Genomic DNA, 20,291 nt, shown 5'->3' with positions numbered 1-20,291 from the left:
CGTGGCTACGGAGGAGCAGGCCCGGCGCCTGGTGGATGTCCTGGCGACAGAACTGACGTCGCGGTCGGGGACGGTGCTGCGGCACGACCGGTACTACCGCGGGCAGCACCCGCTGAAGTTCGCCTCGGACGAGTTCCGGAAGTACTGCGCCGACCGTTACAAGGGCTTCTCGGACAACTGGGTGCAGCCCGTCGCCGACTCACCGGTGGAGCGGCTCACCGTCACCGGGATCCAGGCGTCCGGTGAGATGAAGGCGGACGCCGAGCTGTGGGGCGTGTGGCAGCGCAACGGCCTGGACGCCGACTCGCAGTTGGGGTTCCTCGGGGCGGGCAACGCGGGCCGCTCCTTCGTGCTGGTGTGGGGTGACCCGAGCGACGAGAGCACGCCGTGCGTCACGTTCGAGGACGCCTCTTCGTCCATCGTGCAGTACGAGCCGGGGTCACGGCGCCGGCGGCGGGCCGCGATGAAGATGTGGCAGGACGGCTTCAGCGAGTACGCCACCCTGTACCTCGCGGACGAAGTGTGGAAGTTCGAGCGGCCCCTGTCCTCGGGGGAGAAGAAGTCGCCGCAGATGGCCGAGGCCGACGCGGTCATGGACTCCTGGACGCCTCGCGAGACAGACAACGAGCCGAACCCTCAGCGGAACCCCATGGGTGTGGTGCCGATGGTGGAGCTGCCCAATCGGCCGCTCCTGGCATCCGAGCCTGTTTCGGACGTCTCCGGCGTCATTGCCATGCAGGACGCCATCAACCTGCTCTGGGCGATGCTCTTCACCGGCGCCGACTATGCCTCGCTTGCTCAGCGCATCGTCACAGGGGCGGAGATCCCGAAGATCCCGGTCCTGGACGCGAACGGGCAGAAGGTCGGCGAGAAGCCGATCGACCTGAAGAAGTTCGTCACCGACCGCATCCTGTGGCTGGAGAACCCCGACGCCAAGGTCGACTCCTGGCCAGCCGCCCAGCTCACCGCCTACACCGAGGTCATCGAGGTGTGCGTAGGCCACATTGCCGCCCAGACGCGCACCCCCCAGCACTACCTGATCGGGCGCATGGCCAACCTCAGCGGCGACGCCCTGATCGCCGCCGAGACCGGCCTGGTGAAGCGCGTCGAGGAGAAGACCTTGTGGTTCGGGCAGGCCCTGCGCGAGGTCTTCCAACTGATCTGTCTGGCCCGCGGCGAGGACGACAAGGCCAAGGCTCTGGCCGGGGGAACGGTGCTGTGGCGCGACCCGCAGTCCCGCAACCTCGCCCAGCTCACCGACAGCCTGCTGAAGCTGAAGCAGATCGGCTTCCCCTTCGAATGGCTCGCCCTGCGGTTCGGCCTGACACCGACCGAGGTGACCACGCTGATGGACATGCGTGCTCGAGAGGCCGAGCTCGACCCGGTGTCCGTCATCATGGGCGGCGCCGGCCAGCCCAGCGAGGAGCCAGCGCCGCCCGGGCCGGATCCGGCTGACGGCGGCGTGCCGTGACCGAGCCTTTGACGCTGGCCGCCCGGCACCTGGCACAGCAGCGGCGCATCGCAGCGGCCACCATGGCCGGGGCGCTGCGTGAGTGGGGGATGCTGGACGCGAACAGCCTGCGCGCGTCCTGGAACAGCCTGGGCCCGCGCCTGGTCAAGGTCCTCACCGCCGGGCAGCTCGCCGCGGCCAGCGGGGCCAATGACTATATCAGCTCGGTCGCGGCCTCCGAGGGCGCCGAGGGCGAGGCGGCGACCGTCAACGCGGCCGCGTTCGCCGGGGTCGCGGCGGACGGCCGCAGCCTCGACACCCTGATGCTGCGACCGCTCATCGCCACGTATCGGGCCATCGGCGACGGGGCGACACCCCGGCAGGCCCTCGGCGTCGGACGGGGGCTGCTGGGCACCATCGTGCGCTCCGAGGTTGCCGACGCCGGCCGGGGAGCTGTCGGCGCCGGCATCGTTGGGCGCCGGACGATCCAGGGATACGTACGGGTGGTGCAGCCGCCCGCGTGCAGCCGGTGCGTGATCCTGGCGGGCAAGGAGTTCGGCTGGAACAGCGGCTTCCAGCGGCATCCGCGCTGTGACTGCATCCATCTGCCGACGACGCTGATTGCCCGCCACCAGAGCCGCGGCCGGGTTGGCGCGGACGGCTTCACGCCGACCACGCGGCCGGGCTCGGGCTCGTCCGCGTTCATCGACCCCCGGGCGTACTTCAACAGCCTGTCTCGGGCCGAGCAGGACCGCATTTTCACGGCAGACGGAGCCCGGGCGATCCGCGACGGCGCGGACATGTCCTCGGTGGTCAACGCCCGCCGGGGGATGTACACGACGGACGCCTACGGGCGCCGGGTCGCCGCGACCCGGGAGGGCACCACCCGCCGAGGCGCGTTCTACCGGCAGGAGCGTGCCAGGGCCGAGGCCCGCACCGGAACTCGGTTCGCCCGGGACCGTATCGACGCCCGGCGCGGCCTGCCCGCTTTTCAGCTCCGAACGCCACGCCTGCTGCCGGAGGAGATCTACCGGCTTGCCGAGGACCGTGAGGACGCCATCCGTCTGCTGCGCCGCTTCGGCTACCTGACCTGACCCGGCGCAACGCCGGGTCCCGACTTCCGCAACGGGAGCACTCGCATGGACCTCTCCACCCTGCCCCGCCATGTCCGCAACCACGCGGCTGGCTGGGCACACCCTTACCCGGCCGGCCTCTGGTCGCCGGTCTTCTACGCCGACGGCGACGACGAGGACCAGGACGGCGGCGACGGAGGGGACGACGCCGACGACGACCAGGACGGCGATGCCGACGGTGGTGACGGCGGCCAGGGTGACGACGAGGGCGACGACGCCGACGAGGACGGCGCCGACCAGCTCGGCGACGCTGGCAAGCAGGCCCTCGACCGCATGAAGGAGCGGTGGCGCAAGGAGCGCGAGCGGCGCAAGGCCGCCGAGTCCGAGCGCGACCAGCTCAAGGGCGCCGGCGGGAACGCCGACGACTCGGAACGGATCCGCACTGAGGCCGACCGGGCGGCAACCGCCAGGGCCAACGAGCGGATCGTTCGGTCCGAGATCCGCGCGGCGGCGGCCGGCAAGCTCACCAACCCGCGCGACGCCCTCGCCTTCCTCGACATCAGCCAGTTCGAGGTCGACGAAGACGGCAAGGTCGACGAGGACGAGATCGCCGAAGCGATCGAGGACCTCCTGAAGGAACGCCCATACCTGGCGGCCGCCGCAAAGGCGGCCGAGCCCAGGTTCCAGGGCACGGGGGACGGCGGAGCCCGCAAGGGGCGCGGCGGCCCGGTCCAGCTCACCGAGCAGGACGTGAAGAAGATGACGCCCGAGCAGATCGACGAGGCTCACCGCAAGGGTCAGCTGCGCGACTACCTCGGCGGATAGCCACCCGAGAGGAAACTGATGTCCATCACGCGTTTCCGGCCGGAGATTTGGTCCGCCAAGCTCCTGGTCGCACTCCGCAAGGAGCTGGTCTACGCCGGCCCCGGTATGGTCAACCGCGACTACGAGGGCGAGATCCAGGACGCGGGCGACACCGTCCGCATCACCTCGATCTCCCGCCCGACGATCGGCACCTACACGCCGAACAGCACGACCATCACGCCCGAAGAGCTGACCGACGCCCAGCGCACGCTGGTCGTCGACCAGTCCAAGTACTTCGCCTTCAAGGTCGACGACGTCGACAAGCGGCAGGCCAAGGGCGACGTCATGCCCCAGGCCATGTCCGAGGCGGCCTACGCCCTGGCCGACGTCGTCGACCAGTACGTCGCCAGCCTCTACACGCAGGCCCAGGCGGCGAACCAGCTCGGCACGATCTCCGTGCCGGTGGCCAACCCGGAGTACTTCTACTCCAAGATCGTGGTCCCGCTGAAGGTGGCACTCGACAACGCCAACGTGCCCGCACAGGGCCGGTGGATGATTGTCCCGCCGTGGCTGGAGGGCCGGGCCCTGCTGGACCCGAACTTCATCAACGCCGACCGGTCCGCGGACCAGGGCAGCGCGCTGCGCAACGGCCTCATCGGCCGCGCTGGCGGGTTCAGCATCTACGCCTCGAACAACGCCCCCAACCCGACCGGGGACGACTACGTCGTGACCGCCGGGAACAGCACGGCGATCTCCTTCGCCGAGCAGATCAACAAGACCGAGGCGTACCGCCCCGAGTCCTCGTTCTCGGACGCCATCAAGGGCCTCGCTCTGTACGGCGCGAAGGTCATCCGCCCCGACGCGCTGGCCACGGCCATCGCCTCCCAGACCTGATCGGAGCCCTGAGACATGGCACGCACCACCGTCGCGTACTCCAGCTTCGTCGCCAACAGCGGCGTCGCGGACGCCTCCCTCACCGCCGTCACCCTCAACCCGGGCACCGGCAACGGTCACACCATCGCCAAGGCCGTACCCGAACTGACCGTGCTGCGCGTCGCCGTCGGCGCGACCGGCGGCAACATCACCGTCAAGGCCGGTTCCCTGCCGCTGGCCGCCGCCGGCGGGCAGGGCGACCTGGTCGTGAACGTCACGGCCAACACCATCTCCTGGATCGGGCCGTTCGAGTCCGGCCGGTTCCTGCAGAACGACGGCAGCATGCTCGTCGACGTGGCCGCCGCCGTCGTCCCCGGCACCATCACTGCTCTGCGAGTCCCGAGGAACACCTGACATGCCCGAGACGATCTACCTGCGGGGCGAAGGCGGCGGCATCCACGCCATGGACCTGCCGCTGCCCGAGCCCATCGAGGAGCGCCTGCGCAAGGGCATGCTGCAGCGCGTCAACCAGGACGGCTCCCTGTACACCGAGTCCGACGAGGCCTCCGACGCAGGGAAGGTGCCAACACCCGGGCAGCAGGTTCCCGGCCTGCCGCTGACCGAGCCCGCCAAGACCGCCAACAAGCCGGAGTGGGTGGGCTGGGCGGTTGTGAAGGGCGCCGACCCCGAGGAAGCCGACGGCATGACCAAGGCCGACCTCATCGAGAAGTACGGCACCCCGAGCCCCACCTGAGGAGGGCCGCATGCCGCTTCCCTCACTCGCGACCGAGGCGGACGCCACCGGCTACGGCTACAGCCTGCCGCCCGGGTCCGCCACCGCCCTGCTCGCCCGCGCGTCGGCCCGGATCCGGCGCGCGGCCGGCCAGCCCATCACGGCCAGCGTCGTCACCGTGCAGCTGCCCGTCGAGGACGGGAAAGTCGAACTGCCGGCGCCGCCGGTCCTCGAGGTCCAGGCCGTATCGTCCGTGGACGAGACAGGCGCGCTCACCACGCTTACGGGCTGGTGGTGGGACGGTGAGCACCTGCACGTCACCGGGTGCCCCACCCGCGTGCAGGTCACCTACCGGCGCGGATGGGACACGCTGCCCGACGGCATCGTGGAACTCACCTGCCAGGTCGCCGACCGCCTCGCCAGCACCCCGGCCGCGCTGTCGGCTGGGCTGCGAGAGCGCGCCATCGACGACTACCGCGAGGTGTACGCGACCGAGGCGCTCCAGGCCACCGGCGACCTCCTGCCCAGCGAACTCGCTGCCCTCCAGCGCGAGCTCAGCGCACGCTGCGTGTGGGTGGTGGGCTCCTCGTGACCGCACCCGGCTTCGAGGAGTTCCTCACCCGCGGCCGGGCGGCGGCCGCGGAACTCCAGCGCGACCGGATCCACCTGTGGATGCCCGGCCCGGACGTCTTCGACCGGACCACCGGCACGACCACACCAGGGCCACCGACCGCGGACTACTACACCGGCGGCGCCCGGGTGAAGCCCGTCGCCGCAGCCAGCGGCGAGGAAGTCGACGCAGCGGACCGGCAGATCACCCTGAACGACTTCGAAGTCTCCGTGCCCTGGAGCACCACGGTCACGGAACGCCCCCTGCCGGGCGCCGTCCTCGACGTCCTCGACTCACCGGACACCCGCATGGTCGGACTGCGCCTGTGGGTCACCGGCGTCGAGTTCAACTCCACGGCCACGGCCTGGCGGATCAGAGCGGAGACGAGGTCATGAGCACACGCTTCGACATGGGCGACGTCCGCCGCCTGGAACGACACCTGGCCCGCAGCATCCCCCGCGTCCGGCGCGACGCCCGCGGCGTGGTGATGCGCGGCGCGGTGAACGTGAAGCGCGACTGGCGCAACAACGCCCAGGCCACCGGCCGCAAGCACGCCAAGCATTACCCGCGGTCCGTCGGCTTCGACATCGCCAGGTTCGGGCCGGACATCTGGGCCGCGACCATCGGCCCGGACAAGGCGGGCCCGCAGGGCCCCCTCGGCAACCTCCTGGAGTACGGCTCGGTCCACAACCCGCCGCACAACGACGGCGGCCGCGCCCTGGCCGCGGAGATGCCGCGGTTCCTGGCTCAGATGGAGCTGCTGGCCGCGCGCGGACTGGCCTGGTGGTGAGCCCATGAGCACACCCCCCGACGTCCTCCCGCACCTCGACGCCGTCCAGGCCGCGCTGGAGGCCGTCAACCTCACCGTCTACGTCGGCGGCGCTCCCACCAGCTCCGGGTGGACGCCGCCGGACAAGTTCGCCGTCCTGTACCCGGACCCGGGCATGGCCGTGAGGGCGTCGCTCGCCGACAACCGCACCGACTTCGACTCCACCATGCAGGTCACCTGCGTGGGGAGCGACGTCGAGCGGGCTCTGTGGGTCGCCGCCCGGGTCCGACAGGCCCTCACCACGCCCCTGGCCGTCGAGGGCCGCACCTGCTGGCCGGCCGAGGACCTCGGCGGCCCGCCCGTCCAGCGGGACGACGACGTCACCCCGCCCGTCTACTTCGTGCCGGTCCAGTACCGGATCTGCTCGATCCCCGCCTGACAGGAGAGACCCCATGGCGCTTCTCGCCCAGCAGGTCGTCGCACTGAGCGGCCTGACCCCGACCTACTCGGCCGCCGCCGCGTCCACCACGGTGACGTGCGGCGAACGCAGCTTCCTGCACGTCAAGAACACCAACGGCAGCTCCATGACCGTGACGATCACCGCGACGGCCAAGGTCCGGGGCCAGGCGGCTGCCGACCTCGTGGTGACGGTGCCCGCGACGACCGGCGACAAGATGATCGGCCCGATCACCGCCGACCTGTTCGCCTCCGCCGTCGACGGCACCAGCGCCTCGATCACCTACTCCTCGACGACCAGCGTCACCGTCGCCAGCCTCGTCATCTGACGCTCGCCCCTGTCCCGCCCGCCCCGCCGCCGGGGCGTTTTTCATGCCCTGAGGAGGGCCCATGTCCGACCTGATCAGCGACGGAATGACCAAGGTGGTCTGGGCGTCGTCCATCGCCAACATCAACGCCCCCACCACGACCGAGCTCAACGCGGGCAGCGACTTCACGACCCGGGTCACCCCGGACGGCCTGAAGATCGACCCGTCCACCGCCGACGTCGACACGTCCTCGCTCGCATCGACGTTCGACACGAAGACTGTGGGCCGTATCGGCTTCGACACGGAGCTGACCTTCAAGCGCGGCACCACCGGCGCGGAGGACCTCCCGTACACGACGCTGAAGTACGGGGTGTCCGGCTACCTGGTCGTGCGGCGCGGCATCGCCTACGCGACGGCGTGGGCGTCCTCGCAGAAGTGCGAGGTGTACCCGATCACCTGCGGTGAGCCGCAGAACAGCGCCCCGGCGGCGAACGAGGTCATGAAGTTCGTGTCCCCGATGAAGGTCACCTCCCCGCCGGCGACCGCGGCGACGGTGGCCTGATGCCGAACATCGAGGAGATCCTCAAGGCCGCGACGCCCCGGCAGCGCACCGTCCAGGTGTGCGTCCGGGGCGACCTCGCCTCCGAGGTGGAGCGGCTCACGGCAGAGCTGGCGCAGGTGTCGCAGGAGTGGGAGCCGGAGAGCATCGCTGACGAGCACCCCGGCCGCCGGATCGCCCGCGAACTGCGCGAGGCTCAGACGGCGGCGAAGGCAGCCGAGGTGCCGTTCGTGCTGCGGTTCGTCGGGGACCGCGCGTACAACGATCTGCTGGCCGCGCACCCGTCGGACAACCCCAACGAGCTGTTCGACGACCGCACGTTCCCCAAGGCGCTGATCGTCGCCTCGTGCGTCGACCCCGTCATGACTGCCGAGCAGGCCGAGGAGCTGTTCGAGAAGGTCAACGTGGGTGAACAGAAGCGCCTGTTCGATGCCGCGTGGGAGGTCCACAACGACGCGGCGTCGGACGCTTCCCCTTTCTCGCTGGCCGCCTCCGCACTCCTGGCGGGCCTTGGCGGCGGGAAGTAGAAGCCGCCCGCGCCTGGGGCGTCCCCCGCTCGGTGTTTCTGGGCCGGGTCGTCGGGTCGGGGGAGCCGCTGTGGCTGCCGGAGGACCGGGCGTGGGCGCTCGCCCTGCTGGACGTCGAGGCGGACTCCTGCCCGGAGTGCCGGCAGCCGTGGGGCGAGGCCACCGACCGTGCGAACGAAGAGGGCTACCGGGCCGAACTGATTCGCTGCCACGCCTGCACAGCCTCGGCGCAGGCCGTGAAGGCCTACCAGGACAAGGGCGGCGAGTCCGCAGGGCTGCACGTCCACATCGAGCGGCGCACGTAGCGCACGAGCACGACGGGGGGTGAGCCGTGGCCACCCGCACCGTCAACGTCCGCCTGGTCGCGGACGTCAACCAGTACACCCGCAGCATGCGGCGGGCCGCCGACAACACGTCCCGGATGGCAGGGATCGGGGCAAAGGCAGGCACGGCGCTCGTCGCAGCGTTCGCCGTAGCGGCAGCGGCGGCCGCCAAGTTCGACAAGGAGTTGTCCAACGTCCGAGCGGTGACCGGGGCTTCCGCGAAAGACATGGGCAAGCTGCGGGCGGCCGCACTGGAGGCGGGCAAGACCACCAGCTTCACGGCGACGGAGGCTGCCCGCGCGGAAGCCGAGCTCGCGCGTGCCGGTATCTCCACCGCGGACATCGTCGGCGGCGCCCTGAAGGGATCGCTGGCTCTCGCCGCGGCCGGGCAGGTCGACCTCAGCGAGGCGGCCGTCGTCTCCGCGCAGGCCATGAACACGTTCGGGCTGAAGGGCAAGGACGTCACGCACATCGCCGACCTCCTCGCGGCTGGCGCGAACAAGAGCGCTGCGGACGTGCACGGCCTGGCGATGTCCCTGCGGATGGGTGGCCTGCTCGCGCACCAGACCGGCCTGTCCATCGAGGACACCGTGGGCGTCCTCAGCGCGTTCGCCGACCACGCCCTGATCGGCTCGGACGCAGGTACCTCGCTGAAGGTAATGCTCCAGCGCCTGGTCCCGCAGAGCAAAGAGGCCAAGGGCATGATGGACGCCATCGGCTTCAGCGCCTACGACGCGTCCGGCAAGTTCGTCGGGCTCACCGAGCTCGCGGCCCGCATGAAGACCAGCTTCTCCAAGCTCACGCCGGAGGCCCGCAACGCGGCCATGGCGACGATCTTCGGAGCGGACGCCGTCCGCTCGGCGACGATCCTGTACGAGCTCGGCGCCGACGGCATCAACAAGTACGTCTCCGCCGTCGACGACCAGGGCGCCGCCCAGCGCATGGCCTCCGTCCAGACCGACAACCTGGTCGGCGACCTGGAGCGGCTGCGGGGCGCCATTGAGGTCGCCCTGATCGAGTCCGGCTCGGCGGCCAACGGGGCACTGCGGGACATGACCCAGACGATCACTCGCCTGGTCAACGTCTACAACTCCCTGCCTCCAGACGTCCAGCACGCCGTGACCCTGTTCATGGGGTTCGGCGGCGCCGTAGCCCTGGCCGCCGCCGGCATCCTGCTGCTCATCCCCCGCCTGCACGCCACCACCACCGCGCTCGCCGCGATGGGCGTCACCGCAGCCAGGGTGCGGTACGCGATGATGAGCCTGGGCCGCCTCACCCTGGTCGTCGGCGCTCTCGAGGCGGTCCGATGGGGCACGGAGAAGCTCAACAACATGTTCGCGGACGCGCCTCCGAACGTGACGAAGATGGGCAATGCCCTGCTCAACTTCGCCAAGACCGGCAAGGCAGCCGGCGAGCTGACCCGCGTGTTCGGCAAGGACCTGGACGGCTTCGGCGAGGCCGTGGCCCGCATCGCCCATCCGAGCGTCCTGGACCGCGTCGGCGACTCCCTCTACACCATCACGCACATCGGCGCGAACGACCCTGGTCTGGACGAGGCCCGCAAGAAGATCAAGGGCATCGACGAGGCGCTGAAGGGCCTCGTCGAGGGCGGCGCGAGCGACGTGGCCGCGCAGGCCTTCGCCAAGCTGGCCCGGGAGGCGGAGGCTCAGGGCACGTCCACGGAGAAGCTGCGCACACTGCTGCCGCAGTACGCCGAGGGCCTGACGGCCGCGGACACCCAGCAGCAGCTGACCGCGGAATCCCAGGCCGAGCTGGCGAAGCAGGCGGGGCTGACCGCCGACGAGTTGAACGATCAGCGCACCGAGGCCGAGAAGCTGTCGGACGCGCTGAAGTTGCTCAACGGTGGCGCCATCTCGGCGGCTGAGGCCGAGATCAACTTCCAGCAGTCCCTGGCCGACCTCAACGAGACCGTGAAGGAGAACGGCCACTCGCTGGACGTCACCACCGACAGCGGCCGCAAGGTGAAGCAATCGTTCCTGGACACAGCGAAGGCCGCCCAGGAACACGCCCAGGCGATCGCCGAGCAGACAGGCACGCAAGCGGCTGGACAGAAGGTTCTGGAGAAAGACATCGAGCTACTCCGCAAGGACATGCTCGCGAAGGGCTTCTCCAAGGACGCCACTGAGCAGCTCCTTGCCGCATACGCGCGGCTGCCAGGAAACGTCACCACCGAGGTGGACGCCGAAACTGCGGGCGCCGTGGCAGATCTGCAGGCGGTGCAGGACAAGGTCGCCCACACCAAGGGCAAGAAGATCACCGTTGACGCGCTGACGGCCGAGGCCCGTGCGCAGCTGGAAGCTCTCGGATTCAAGATCAAGAACACCAAGGGCAAGAAGGTTGAGATCACCGTCCCGACCGGCACCCAGCAAGCCAACGTCAACGCCCTCGCTGCCGCGATCCGCCGGCTGACGGACAAGACGATCCACATCACGACGATCCGTGAGGAACGCTCCGTCAAAAGCACCGCGGGGCGCCCGACCACGGGCGAAGGCGGCGTCTCGAAGTACGCCCGCGGCGGCCTGGTCCGCCGCTACGCCACCGGGGGGATGGTGCAGCTGTACCCGTCCGGCGGCCCCATCGTCGGACCAGGCACGGGCACCTCAGACAGCATCCCGGCCCTGGTCTCCAACGGCGAGTACGTCATCAAGGCCGACGCCGTCCGCAAGTACGGCCTGGCCATGTTCGACCGCATCAACGCAAAGCGGTTCGCCTCCGGCGGCCTGGCCGGCTTCACGTACACGCCAACCGGGCAGCCGGTCCTCGGCGGCCCGTCGGACGCGATGAAGCGGTACGACCAGGAGATCGAGGACCTCAAGAAGGCCTGGGACGACCTCAACGCGGCGCTGAAGGCGCAGACGAAGGCCGCCGACGCGCTGAAGGACGCCGAGAAGAACCTCAGCAAGGTGAGGAAGGGGCACCACACCGCCGCGCAGCTTCGCTCCGCCGAGGAGAAGGTGGACAAGGCCCGCAAGGCGAAGCGATCCGCCGACGCCACGGTGGCGAAGGAGCGCCGGGACGTCAACGCGGCTGATGCCGAGTTGGGGCTGAAGAAGGGCGCCAAGGCGCCCAAAGCCTTCGACCTGAAGGCCTACCAGACGCAGCTCGCCGAGTCGCTGGCGGAGACCACACGCTGGCGCAAGAACCTCCAGAAGATCGGCATGCGGGGCGGCGCCGAGCTGAAGAACATGCTGGAGGGCATGGGCGAGGAAGGCTACGCCCTCGTCAACGCCCTGGCGGGGGCGAGCGACAAGCAGTTCAAGGACATCGTCAAGAAGCTCGAGCAGACGGGCGAACTGGCGAAGGCCACGCTGGCGGACTACACCAAACAGCTCAGCGGCTCGACGAAGGAGTCCCAGCAGTTCGCGGCCGACCTCCAGAAGCTGGCCGCCCAGGGTTTTGGCGACCTCGCCCAGGCCCTGGCCGCCCAGGGCGACGCCTCGGCGATGACGCTCGCCCACCAGGCGGTCAGTGACAGCAAGTCGGCAGCCGCCGCGAACAAGGCCGTCGGCTCGGCGCAGGCCACGCTGACCGGCGAGGACCTCGCCAACAGCCTGGTCCTGCTTTCGACGCTGCGAGGTGGCACCGGGCGAGGGTTCGCCGACCTCATCGCCGCTGGCCTGGACGTGGCCACCATCCGCGCCCTGGTTCCGAAGATGACCAAGCAGATCGGTTCGCTGCCCGAGGCCAACAAGGCCACCTTCGTGCGGCAGTGGGTCCAGCAGGGCGGGCAGGCCATGGCCCTCGGCGGGATCCTCACCCGCCCGGGCATGGTCCTCGGCGGCGAGGCCGGCGTGCCCGAGGCCTGGATCCCGCTGAACCGGTCGACGCGCTCACGGGCGCTGCTGGCCAAATCGGCGGCAGCCATGGGCTACCAGCTCGTCCCGGCGGGCCGGTACGGGGGCGGCAGAGCGAGCACCGCGGCTGTGGCGCGGGAGGTGACCCGGCAGATCACCGTGAACCTGTACGGCGCCAAGCAGTCGACGGCCGAGCAGGCCGCCGACGTCGCCCGCCACATGCAGTTCATCGGCTGAGGAAGGGGGAGGGATGCCGTACACACCGGGCGCCGCCCTGGACGGCCTGTCGGCCACCCTGGGCAGTCTGATCCTGGGCGCCGTCGACTCGGGCGGCGTCGCCTGGTTTCTCCAGAGTTTGGAGGGCTGGGACTCGCCCGACGTCCGGGCCGAGTTCACCGAGCGGGAGGCAGACCACGGGGCGTGGGCGTCCACGGTCTACCTCGGCGCCCGCCCGATCACCCTCGGCGGCACCATCGTGGCGCCGTCGAGGGCCGCCCTGGACCAGGCGATGGAGACGCTGCGGGTGGCGGCCGGCCTGACCGACACCGTGCTCCTGGTCGGCGAGACGGTCCCCAAGCAGGCCACCGTCCGCCGCAGCGGGAAGCTCCTCGTCCAGCACGTCACCGACACCACGGCGACGTACTCGGTGATGGTGACCGCCGCGGACCCTCGCCGGTACGACGCGACGCTCAGCAGCGCAACCACGAACCTGCCCACCTCCAGCGGCGGCCTCAGCTTCCCGATCACGTTTCCTGTGACGTTCTCGGCGACGGTGACGGCCGGGCAGATCGTCGCGGTGAATGCGGGCACTGCGGACTCCCGGCCGGTCCTGACGATCGCCGGGCCTGTGGTCGCGCCGGTCGTGTCTGGGCTCTACCCGGACGGCACCGTGCGCCAGCTCGTCTACGGCCAGGACCTCGCCTCCGGGGAGACGCTGGTCATCGATACGGACGCCCACACGGTGCTCATCAACGGCAACGTCTCGCGCCGCCGGTTCATGACCGTGTCCAACGGCTGGCCGACCATCAGCGCGAGCAGCTCCGTGATCTATCAATTCCAGTCCACCGCCTACAACGCGAGCGCGACGCTGACCGTCCAGTGGCGGTCGGCGTGGATGTGAGGAGTGCACCATGCCGGTAGACGTGTGGGCCATCGACACCCTGACCCTGTCCGGCCTCGAAACCCGCCGGCTGGAGGCCGTCACCGTCATGGGCGACGGGACCGCGCTCGGCTCGCGCTCCGGCGTCCGCCCGGGCGACCCGGGCCTGACCGTGTCCCTGGCCGGGTCGACCATCAACTGCTCCGCCGGTGTCGCGACGGTCGCGTACAGCGGCCAGGGCGTCTACCGGGCCGCCTTCCCGTCCTCCGTGTCGCCGGGCACGCTGACCGCCGCGCACGCCACGCTCTCCCGCATCGACCTGGTGTATCTGAGGATCTGGGACAACTCGGTCGACGCCTCCGGACTCAACCAGGCCGACATCGTGTACCTGGCGGGAACCGCGGCGGCCTCGCCGGTCGCGCCGACGCCGGCGGGCACGCAGATCTACATGCCGCTGGCCACCATCAGCGTGCCGCCGTCCGGCGGCGGCTCGCCCACGGTATCCACGGCCGTGCGCCCGAACACGGTGGCGCCGGGCGGCATCCTGCCCTCGTCGACCGCGCCCAGCAGCCCGTACACCGGCCAGTACTACGACGACGGCACCAACCTGCTGCGCTACAACGGCAGCACCTGGGACACGTACTTCAAAACGCCGACCGCGTGGACGTCGTACACGCCGACCTGGACGGCCGTCACAACCAACCCGGTTCTCGGCAACGGCAGCATCAGCGGCAAATACATCAAGGTCGGGCGGCTGGTCATCTTCAAGATCACCCTGATCCCGGGCAGCACCACGACGTTCGGGTCCGGCGCCTACACGTGGAGCCTGCCGGTCGCGGCCGCAGGCTCCAGCATCGATGACCTCGGCACGGCCCGCCTCACCGGCTCCAGCACCTACATCGGACAGTGCATCGTGGGCACCGGTGGGACCACCGTAACCGCGACGTTCCCCACGGCGGCCAACGCGTCCATCGCCGCGAACATGAGTCCGACCACCCCAGCCACCTTCGCGAACACCAACGTGCTGCGCCTGGCGGCCAGCTACGAGTCGGCCTCATGACCGAGCTCGCCTACCGGCTGGCCTGGTACGGAGTCGACCTGAAGACCGGCGGCATCATCGAGGACCTGCCCGCACTGAAACCGACCGGCGCCCTGTCCCGCAAGCTCGGCGCCTCCACGACCACCCAGTTCGAGCTGCCCCTGGCAGGCGCGCCGAGGGAGTGGGAGTCGGCGACCGCACCGGGCCGCGCCGCCCTGGTCGCCGTCGACACAGCTACGGACACCCCGCTGTGGGCGGGCGTCGTCCTGCCCCGCGACGGCGGCAGCGCAACTACCGTGACGCTCGGCGCCGCGACCCTGGAGGCCTACCTGGACGCCCGGTTCCCCGGCACCCAGGTCCTGGTGGGCGTCGATCAGGCCTCGGTCGTGTCCGCGCTGGTGACCCCGGCTCTGACCAGCGGGCCGCCCCTGGTCATCGACTCGGTGGCCACCGGCGTGACCATGGACTACGAGGCCGACGACGGCGACGACAAGAGCATCCTGTCCTGCCTCCAGGAGGTCATGGGCCTGGAAGGGGGGCCCGAGTGGACCATCGACGTCGCCTGGAACGGCACCCACACGGGCTTCACCTTCCCGTTCCGGGTGCGGGCCGCGATCGGCACCCAGTCGACGAACCCCGAGGGCGTCTTCGACTTCCCCGGCTGCGTCGCCGAGTACGTGCTGTCCGAGTCGTACGAGCAGGGCAAGGGCGCCGATCGAGTCATCGCCCGCGGCGAGGGCGAGGGCACCTCCCGGCTCACCTCGTCCACGATGGACGCCACAGCCCTGCTCGCCAACGGCTGGCCCCTGTGGGAGTACCGGTTCACCCCGGCCTCCGGGGTGACCGACCCCGACCAGCTCAACGCCCACGCCACCCAGGCGGTCGCTCTGATGGCGGAAGGCGCCCAGGTGTGGACCGTCCAGGCCGTTGCCTCCCGCGCGCCCAGGCTGGGCCGGGACTGGCTCCTCGGCGACAGCGTCCGCCTCAGCGTCACCAGGTCGCCTCGCCATCCGTCCGGCGTCGAGACGGTCGCCCGCTGCTGGGCGTGGGAGCTGGACCCGGCCGCCGACCGGGTCAAGCCGATTCTCGTCGAGGAGGGCTGATGCCGCGCCAGATCGACCAGTTGCCCACAGACGCCACCACCATGGCCCGGAAGGTGCGGGCCCTCGAGCGGGAGGTGCGTGAGCTGCGGGCCGCGCGCCGGCTGACCTCGGCGACGATCGGCAACGTGCGCACCGCCGCCGACGGCGGCCGGGTGGAGCTCGCCCAGTCCAGTCAGTCCGTGCGCGTGTACGCCGAGGACGGCGTCACCGTGTTGGCCGAGCTCGGTCCCCAGGCCGACGGCGCGGGCGGCCTGTGGACCCGCGGCTTTCAGGACCCGTACAACATGGCCACCCTGCTCGGCGCCGGAACCATCGTGTGGCGGCCGGTCGCCGATGGGCTGGTCGCCGTACCTGCGTCGGCGTACTACGACACCGACACGGCCCAGTACGCCAACCTGACCTTGACCTCGGGCTCGGTCGCGGACACCGATCACCGGCTGTTGCTCATCCTGGAATCCGTCTTCGCCGCCGGGCTGCCCCGCGCCTACTTCCAGGGGGAGAACGGCACGCTGTGCGGGGTCGACGTCCTCGGCACGCTGACCGCCTCGAACATCGTCACCGGCTCGGTGGCCATCACCCCGTCCGCCGCGAACACGCCCACCAGCGTCACGGTGTCCGGCCTCAACGTGCCCGGGACGGTGCTGCGCGCCTTCACCACCATCGCGAACCCTGCGCCGGGCTTCACCGGGGCCACGAACGGCGTGACGGGCTCGGGCTACACCAACCTGACCAGCTCCGGACTGACCGTGTGGGCGACCCGCCAGAGCACCACAGCCGTCACGATCGTCTGGGGCATCATCGGCACCGACATATGAGAGCAGAGCCGTGAGCGAGTCCTTCCCCGACCTCCCGGCGCCTGTGTCGCTGGTCGCCGTGTGCCACACCGACGGATGCACCGCCGCCGAACTGGAGTGCCTCGGCGTCTACTACCCCTACGGCGACACAGATCCGCCCTGCTACATGGGCCAGTGCGGAAGCTGTCAGCAGCCCATCACCGACCTGCGGCCCGCACCCGTGCCCTCGGCGCCCGTACCGCCGGCCGAGGAGACGCCAGCCCCCACGCCCGTACCCGTCGAGCCGTCGCCCGCGCTCGACGGCCCATCAGCCTGATCCCGCGAGGAGAGCCCACTTGGCCATCACGCAGACCGCCCCGGGCAAGATCTGCCAGCCGCCCGTCTGGTGCAACGAGCTGGACACCGAAGAGATCCCGGTCGACCTGCCCACCACCACGGGCAAGCGACTGATCCGGGTCGTTCTCCCGGCCACCCTGGCGGGCGACGTCCTCGACATCTCTTTCAAGTTCGGCGTGACGAACGACTGCGGCTACAACATCGGTGTTGGAGCGCACATCTGGTACTACGCGTACGCGGATCCGAACGGCTGGGCCAACCGGGTGCGGATCGACGACATGCTCACCGGCGAGAACGTCACCCCCGACGTGCACCACCTGGCCATGGACGTCTCCTTCTCGTGGCGGGTGCCGGCGGACTGGACCGCCGGGCGCATGGTCCTCGCCCTGGTCGTCGACGCCCACAGCACAGCCTGGAAGGCGGGCGACACCCTGACCGTCGAGCCCGGCTACGCGCAGCTGCGCGCCCACCGCTGGACCGACCCCGCCGCCTGATCTCAGGCGAACCCGCCGCCCCGAGCCTGATGGCCGGGGCTTTCTTCATGCCCCGAGGAGGGCCCATGCCTCAACAGACCCCGTCCGTGGGGCGGATCGTCCATTACGTCAGCCACGGCACCCCCGTCCGCCAGGACGGTAGCCAGGCGTTTCCGCCCGCCTGCCGTGCGGCGATCGTCTCCGAGGTGGATCCCGCAGACCCCGGCCGGATTGGTCTCGTCGTCCTCAACCCGACCGGCCAGTTCTTCCACCCGCTCGCTGCCGGCGGCTGCTCGTATGACGAGGGTGGCGAGACGCCCGGCGCCCCGGACTGCCCCAGCGCCGAGCAGCATGGCAAGCCGTTCCGCTTCTGCGCGTGCGGCTGGATCGAGGCGTCGCTCAAGCGCGGCACCTGGCACTGGCCGGAGCGTGTGTGATGGCCGATCTGTGGATGCCTGGCGCGACCCGGCATGCCCTGGGCAACGAGGGCGCGATGAACGGCGGCCCCGCGCGGGCCGTCTGGCACATCACGTCCAACGCCAAGGACTGGACGTTCAAGAACGAGCACGGCTGGTTCACCGGCGGCGGTGCCAGCGTCGCCCCGCACCTGCTGTGGGAGCCGTTCACGGGCGAGGTTGCCCAGTACTTCCCCGCGGACTCCCGTTCCCTGTCCCTGGTCAACGCGGGCGCGGTGAAGACGAACAGAACCGGCCGGTACTGCATTCAGATCGAGACGGTGTTCACCGCTGGGGAGACCGTCGGCGGGAAGCGGTACGCGACAGTGCGAGACACCCCGTGCAAGGGCCTGGACAAGATCATGGCCTGGCTGCGCTCCCTCGGCATCGCCGACGCGTGGCCGGGCGGCGCGCCGACGTCGTTCACGCGCGACACCGTCTCGCTCAGCACGTGGCTCAGCGAAGGCGGCCACTACGGCCACAACCAGGTGCCCGGGAACTCACACGTCGACCCGGGCCCCATGCCGAACCTGTTCGCCGTCCCGGTGCCCGAGGCCACCAAGCCGGTCTATCAGCCGTTCCCCGGCGCCGAGTGGTTCAAGAAGAGCCCGCGGTCGGCGATCGTCACCGCGATGGGGAAGCGGCTGGTCGCGGTCGGCTGCTCCGCCTACGAGGACGGCCCGGGCCCGCAGTGGACCGAGGCCGACCGCAAGAGCTACGCGAAGTGGCAGCGGAAGCTCGGCTACACCGGTGTGGCCGCCGACGGCTGGCCCGGTGCGAAGTCCTGGGCGGCCCTGAGGGTCCCCCACGTCTGAGAGGAACGACCCACCATGAAGATCTCCAGCATCGCGAAGTCCATCGTCGCCGGACTGGCCGCCGGCGCCACCGCCGCGGTCACCGCCGTCCAGGACGGCACCCTCTCCACAGGAGAGGGCGTGACCATCGTGCTCGCCGTCCTCGGCGCCTGGGGCATCACCTACGCCGTCCCCAACCGGCCCAAGACGGAGGTCTGATGCCGCGCCGGGCGGCCCGGCGGCTCAGCGAGCGGCTGGGCCGCCGCGGCGCCCTCCTCACCATGAAGGGAATCATCAGCACCCTGTACGGCTACGGGCAGCTCGTCGAACCGCTCCGCGACCGCCGCGGCCTCTGCCTGCTGCTGAAGTTGATGCCGCTCGAGGCCTGGGCTGGTCTCTGGATCGCCGCTGGCTTGACCGCGCTCGTGTGCGCGTGGCTGCCACCCCGCCGGGACTGGCCTGGCTTCCTTGCCGTGTGGGTGATCACCGCCACATGGGCCATGGCGTACCTCGTGTCCTGGTGGCCGCTGCACGAGTACGACCGGGGATGGGTGGGCTCACTGATCTTCGGCGCGTTCGGTGCCGTGTGCCTCGTGGCAATCGGCTGGGACGAGCCCCCGCGCAGAACGGAGCCACCGCGTGGGACCTGAAATGCTGACCGCGCTGAGCGCCCTGGCCGTCGCCATCGTCACCGCAGTGGGAAGCGTGGCCACCACGGTCGTCGGCCGGCGGCAACCTCGTGGCACCCAGCGGCGGGACGACTTCACCGCTGTGACAGACCGGCTCGGCCAGCACATCGAGCGCCTCGAGAAGCGGATAGAGGAACAGGACCAGCGGATCGAGGACCAGGAGCAGGAGAGCGAGCGGGACCGCGCCCGGATCGGCGCGCAGGACTTCGCGCTGCGCTACCTGGCGGGCTGGTGCCGTGCCCTCGTCAACTACATGCGACAGCAGCGCTTGGAACCTCCACCACCGCCTCAGCCGGTACCGGACGAGGTCCAGCCGTTTCTGAACGACATCACCAGTTGAGGCACCGCTGCAGCGGCCCCGCTCTCCTTCGGGAGGGCGGGGCCGCTTTCGTCATGCCCGGGCTCAGCCGGTGGGCCGCTGCCCGTAGACGCTCACCCAGCGGTCGCCCCGCATCACGATGTCCGCGGTCTCCACCGCGCGACCGGTGGCCTGGTCGTAGTACGTCCGCTCGATCGCGAGCACCGGGCCGGGCGGCGTCATGCCGAGCGTCTGGGCCTCCGCACGCGTGGCGGTACGGGCGCGGACCCGCTCCACTGGGTCGTCAACGTCGATGCCGAGCACCCGCATCCGTGCGGCGACACCGACGCCGGCGTACGGGCCGACCTCCGGCAGGGCGATCAGCGACTGGCCGGTGAGATCGAGGGGTTCCCACGACTCGGCGAGTTGCACGGGCCGTTCGTCGGCAAGGTAGACGTAAGAGGTGTGCATGACCGCCGCGCCTGCGGTGATGCCGAGGCGGGCGGCCACGACGTCTGAGGCTTGTGCAGTGGTGGACTCATGCCGCCAGGTTCCGGCGGCTCCCTGCTCGGCGGCGCCCTCGGCGAATGGGCTGTCCTCGCTTCGACGGCGATGACGGCGGACGAGCAGCTCGGGGGTGTCGGGGCTGCGGACGTAGTGGCCGGCGCCATGGCGGGACACGACGAGTCCTTCGTCGACGAGCACCTTGTAGGCCTTGCTGGCGATGGAGTTGCTGACGCCGCCGTACTGCCGGGAGATCTCGGCGACGGATGGGAGGCGGGTCCCCGGCACGAGTTCGCCGGACTCGATGCGGGCCTGGAGCTCTTCGGCAACGCGCAGATACAGCGGCGGCTCGGTGCTCACTGTCCGCCTCCTCCCGATGTGACTTGCGTGACAGAGTAGTGCTCGGA

General features: G+C 70.4%; 27 protein-coding genes. 26 read left to right on the top strand and 1 reads right to left on the bottom strand.

Annotated elements, in window-relative coordinates; translation table 11 throughout:
- Position 1: 1 nt before the first annotated feature.
- From ACIRF9_RS32400 to ACIRF9_RS32275, 26 genes are all read left to right on the top strand, one after another.
- Positions 2-1,471: a phage portal protein gene (locus ACIRF9_RS32400; protein ID WP_403829336.1), complete on the top strand. Its 1,470-nt coding sequence runs from the start codon at positions 2-4 to the stop codon at positions 1,469-1,471.
- Positions 1,468-2,544 carry a hypothetical protein gene (locus ACIRF9_RS32395; RefSeq protein ID WP_403829334.1) on the top strand — a complete coding sequence of 359 codons (1,077 nt, stop codon included), beginning with the start codon at positions 1,468-1,470 and terminating at the stop codon, positions 2,542-2,544. The genes ACIRF9_RS32400 and ACIRF9_RS32395 overlap by 4 nt, the downstream gene beginning before the upstream one ends.
- A gap of 45 nt (positions 2,545-2,589) precedes the next feature.
- The gene (locus ACIRF9_RS32390; protein WP_403829332.1) at positions 2,590-3,348 is read left to right on the top strand and encodes a hypothetical protein; all 759 of its coding nucleotides are present in this window, start codon (positions 2,590-2,592) and stop codon (positions 3,346-3,348) included.
- An 18-nt stretch (positions 3,349-3,366) separates the two neighbouring features.
- Positions 3,367-4,221, top strand: a complete 855-nt coding sequence (locus tag ACIRF9_RS32385; protein WP_403829329.1) for a P22 coat protein - protein 5 domain protein — start codon at positions 3,367-3,369, stop codon at positions 4,219-4,221.
- Between the two features lie 15 nt (positions 4,222-4,236).
- Positions 4,237-4,614: a hypothetical protein gene (locus ACIRF9_RS32380; RefSeq protein WP_403829326.1), complete on the top strand. Its 378-nt coding sequence runs from the start codon at positions 4,237-4,239 to the stop codon at positions 4,612-4,614.
- A gap of 1 nt (position 4,615) precedes the next feature.
- On the top strand, positions 4,616-4,954 hold the full coding sequence (locus ACIRF9_RS32375; RefSeq protein ID WP_403829323.1) for a hypothetical protein: 339 nt from the start codon (positions 4,616-4,618) through the stop codon (positions 4,952-4,954).
- Positions 4,955-4,964: 10 nt separating this feature from the next.
- The gene (locus tag ACIRF9_RS32370) at positions 4,965-5,525 is read left to right on the top strand and encodes a hypothetical protein (RefSeq protein ID WP_403829321.1); all 561 of its coding nucleotides are present in this window, start codon (positions 4,965-4,967) and stop codon (positions 5,523-5,525) included.
- A complete protein-coding gene (locus ACIRF9_RS32365; RefSeq protein WP_403829318.1) occupies positions 5,522-5,938 on the top strand; it encodes a DUF6093 family protein in 417 nt (138 codons plus the stop codon). Before ACIRF9_RS32370 ends, ACIRF9_RS32365 begins: the two co-directional genes overlap by 4 nt.
- Positions 5,935-6,333 carry a hypothetical protein gene (locus ACIRF9_RS32360; protein WP_403829315.1) on the top strand — a complete coding sequence of 133 codons (399 nt, stop codon included), beginning with the start codon at positions 5,935-5,937 and terminating at the stop codon, positions 6,331-6,333. Before ACIRF9_RS32365 ends, ACIRF9_RS32360 begins: the two co-directional genes overlap by 4 nt.
- Before the next feature lie 4 nt (positions 6,334-6,337).
- Positions 6,338-6,751, top strand: coding sequence for a hypothetical protein (locus tag ACIRF9_RS32355; protein ID WP_403829313.1), 414 nt, complete (start codon positions 6,338-6,340; stop codon positions 6,749-6,751).
- Positions 6,752-6,764: 13 nt separating this feature from the next.
- A complete protein-coding gene (locus ACIRF9_RS32350; protein ID WP_403829311.1) occupies positions 6,765-7,097 on the top strand; it encodes a hypothetical protein in 333 nt (110 codons plus the stop codon).
- A 61-nt stretch (positions 7,098-7,158) separates the two neighbouring features.
- The gene (locus ACIRF9_RS32345) at positions 7,159-7,638 is read left to right on the top strand and encodes a hypothetical protein (protein WP_403829308.1); all 480 of its coding nucleotides are present in this window, start codon (positions 7,159-7,161) and stop codon (positions 7,636-7,638) included.
- Positions 7,638-8,162 (top strand): hypothetical protein, encoded by a 525-nt coding sequence (locus ACIRF9_RS32340; protein ID WP_403829305.1) that lies wholly within the window; start codon positions 7,638-7,640, stop codon positions 8,160-8,162. The genes ACIRF9_RS32345 and ACIRF9_RS32340 overlap by 1 nt, the downstream gene beginning before the upstream one ends.
- Positions 8,163-8,194: 32 nt before the next feature.
- Positions 8,195-8,467 (top strand): hypothetical protein, encoded by a 273-nt coding sequence (locus tag ACIRF9_RS32335; RefSeq protein ID WP_403829303.1) that lies wholly within the window; start codon positions 8,195-8,197, stop codon positions 8,465-8,467.
- Between the two features lie 26 nt (positions 8,468-8,493).
- Complete coding sequence (locus ACIRF9_RS32330; protein ID WP_403829301.1) at positions 8,494-12,537, top strand: phage tail tape measure protein; 4,044 nt, start codon at positions 8,494-8,496, stop codon at positions 12,535-12,537.
- 13 nt (positions 12,538-12,550) lie between these two features.
- The gene (locus tag ACIRF9_RS32325; RefSeq protein WP_403829299.1) at positions 12,551-13,420 is read left to right on the top strand and encodes a hypothetical protein; all 870 of its coding nucleotides are present in this window, start codon (positions 12,551-12,553) and stop codon (positions 13,418-13,420) included.
- Between the two features lie 10 nt (positions 13,421-13,430).
- On the top strand, positions 13,431-14,459 hold the full coding sequence (locus tag ACIRF9_RS32320) for a hypothetical protein (protein WP_403829297.1): 1,029 nt from the start codon (positions 13,431-13,433) through the stop codon (positions 14,457-14,459).
- The gene (locus ACIRF9_RS32315; protein WP_403829295.1) at positions 14,456-15,541 is read left to right on the top strand and encodes a hypothetical protein; all 1,086 of its coding nucleotides are present in this window, start codon (positions 14,456-14,458) and stop codon (positions 15,539-15,541) included. Before ACIRF9_RS32320 ends, ACIRF9_RS32315 begins: the two co-directional genes overlap by 4 nt.
- Entirely contained in the window at positions 15,541-16,356 is an 816-nt protein-coding gene (locus ACIRF9_RS32310) for a hypothetical protein (protein ID WP_403829293.1), read from the top strand. Before ACIRF9_RS32315 ends, ACIRF9_RS32310 begins: the two co-directional genes overlap by 1 nt.
- Positions 16,357-16,366: 10 nt before the next feature.
- Complete coding sequence (locus tag ACIRF9_RS32305; RefSeq protein WP_403829290.1) at positions 16,367-16,651, top strand: hypothetical protein; 285 nt, start codon at positions 16,367-16,369, stop codon at positions 16,649-16,651.
- A 19-nt stretch (positions 16,652-16,670) separates the two neighbouring features.
- A complete protein-coding gene (locus ACIRF9_RS32300) occupies positions 16,671-17,165 on the top strand; it encodes a hypothetical protein (protein WP_403829287.1) in 495 nt (164 codons plus the stop codon).
- 65 nt (positions 17,166-17,230) lie between these two features.
- Positions 17,231-17,581 carry a hypothetical protein gene (locus ACIRF9_RS32295; RefSeq protein ID WP_403829285.1) on the top strand — a complete coding sequence of 117 codons (351 nt, stop codon included), beginning with the start codon at positions 17,231-17,233 and terminating at the stop codon, positions 17,579-17,581.
- Complete coding sequence (locus tag ACIRF9_RS32290) at positions 17,581-18,414, top strand: peptidoglycan-binding protein (protein WP_403829282.1); 834 nt, start codon at positions 17,581-17,583, stop codon at positions 18,412-18,414. The genes ACIRF9_RS32295 and ACIRF9_RS32290 overlap by 1 nt, the downstream gene beginning before the upstream one ends.
- Positions 18,415-18,429: 15 nt before the next feature.
- Entirely contained in the window at positions 18,430-18,612 is a 183-nt protein-coding gene (locus tag ACIRF9_RS32285; RefSeq protein WP_403829279.1) for a hypothetical protein, read from the top strand.
- Positions 18,612-19,043: a hypothetical protein gene (locus ACIRF9_RS32280; protein WP_403829277.1), complete on the top strand. Its 432-nt coding sequence runs from the start codon at positions 18,612-18,614 to the stop codon at positions 19,041-19,043. The genes ACIRF9_RS32285 and ACIRF9_RS32280 overlap by 1 nt, the downstream gene beginning before the upstream one ends.
- Positions 19,033-19,422, top strand: coding sequence for a hypothetical protein (locus tag ACIRF9_RS32275; protein WP_403829275.1), 390 nt, complete (start codon positions 19,033-19,035; stop codon positions 19,420-19,422). Before ACIRF9_RS32280 ends, ACIRF9_RS32275 begins: the two co-directional genes overlap by 11 nt.
- A 63-nt stretch (positions 19,423-19,485) precedes the next feature.
- Here the strand turns inward: ACIRF9_RS32275 and ACIRF9_RS32270 are convergent, their stop codons facing one another.
- Positions 19,486-20,244 carry a GntR family transcriptional regulator gene (locus tag ACIRF9_RS32270; RefSeq protein ID WP_403829272.1) on the bottom strand — a complete coding sequence of 253 codons (759 nt, stop codon included), beginning with the start codon at positions 20,242-20,244 and terminating at the stop codon, positions 19,486-19,488.
- Positions 20,245-20,291 lie beyond the last annotated feature (47 nt).

Origin of the sequence: Streptomyces sp. NPDC096132 (assembly GCF_044763345.1) — a bacterium.
GTDB lineage: Bacteria > Actinomycetota > Actinomycetes > Streptomycetales > Streptomycetaceae > Streptomyces.
This window is presented reverse-complemented; position numbering and strand designations above follow the sequence as displayed.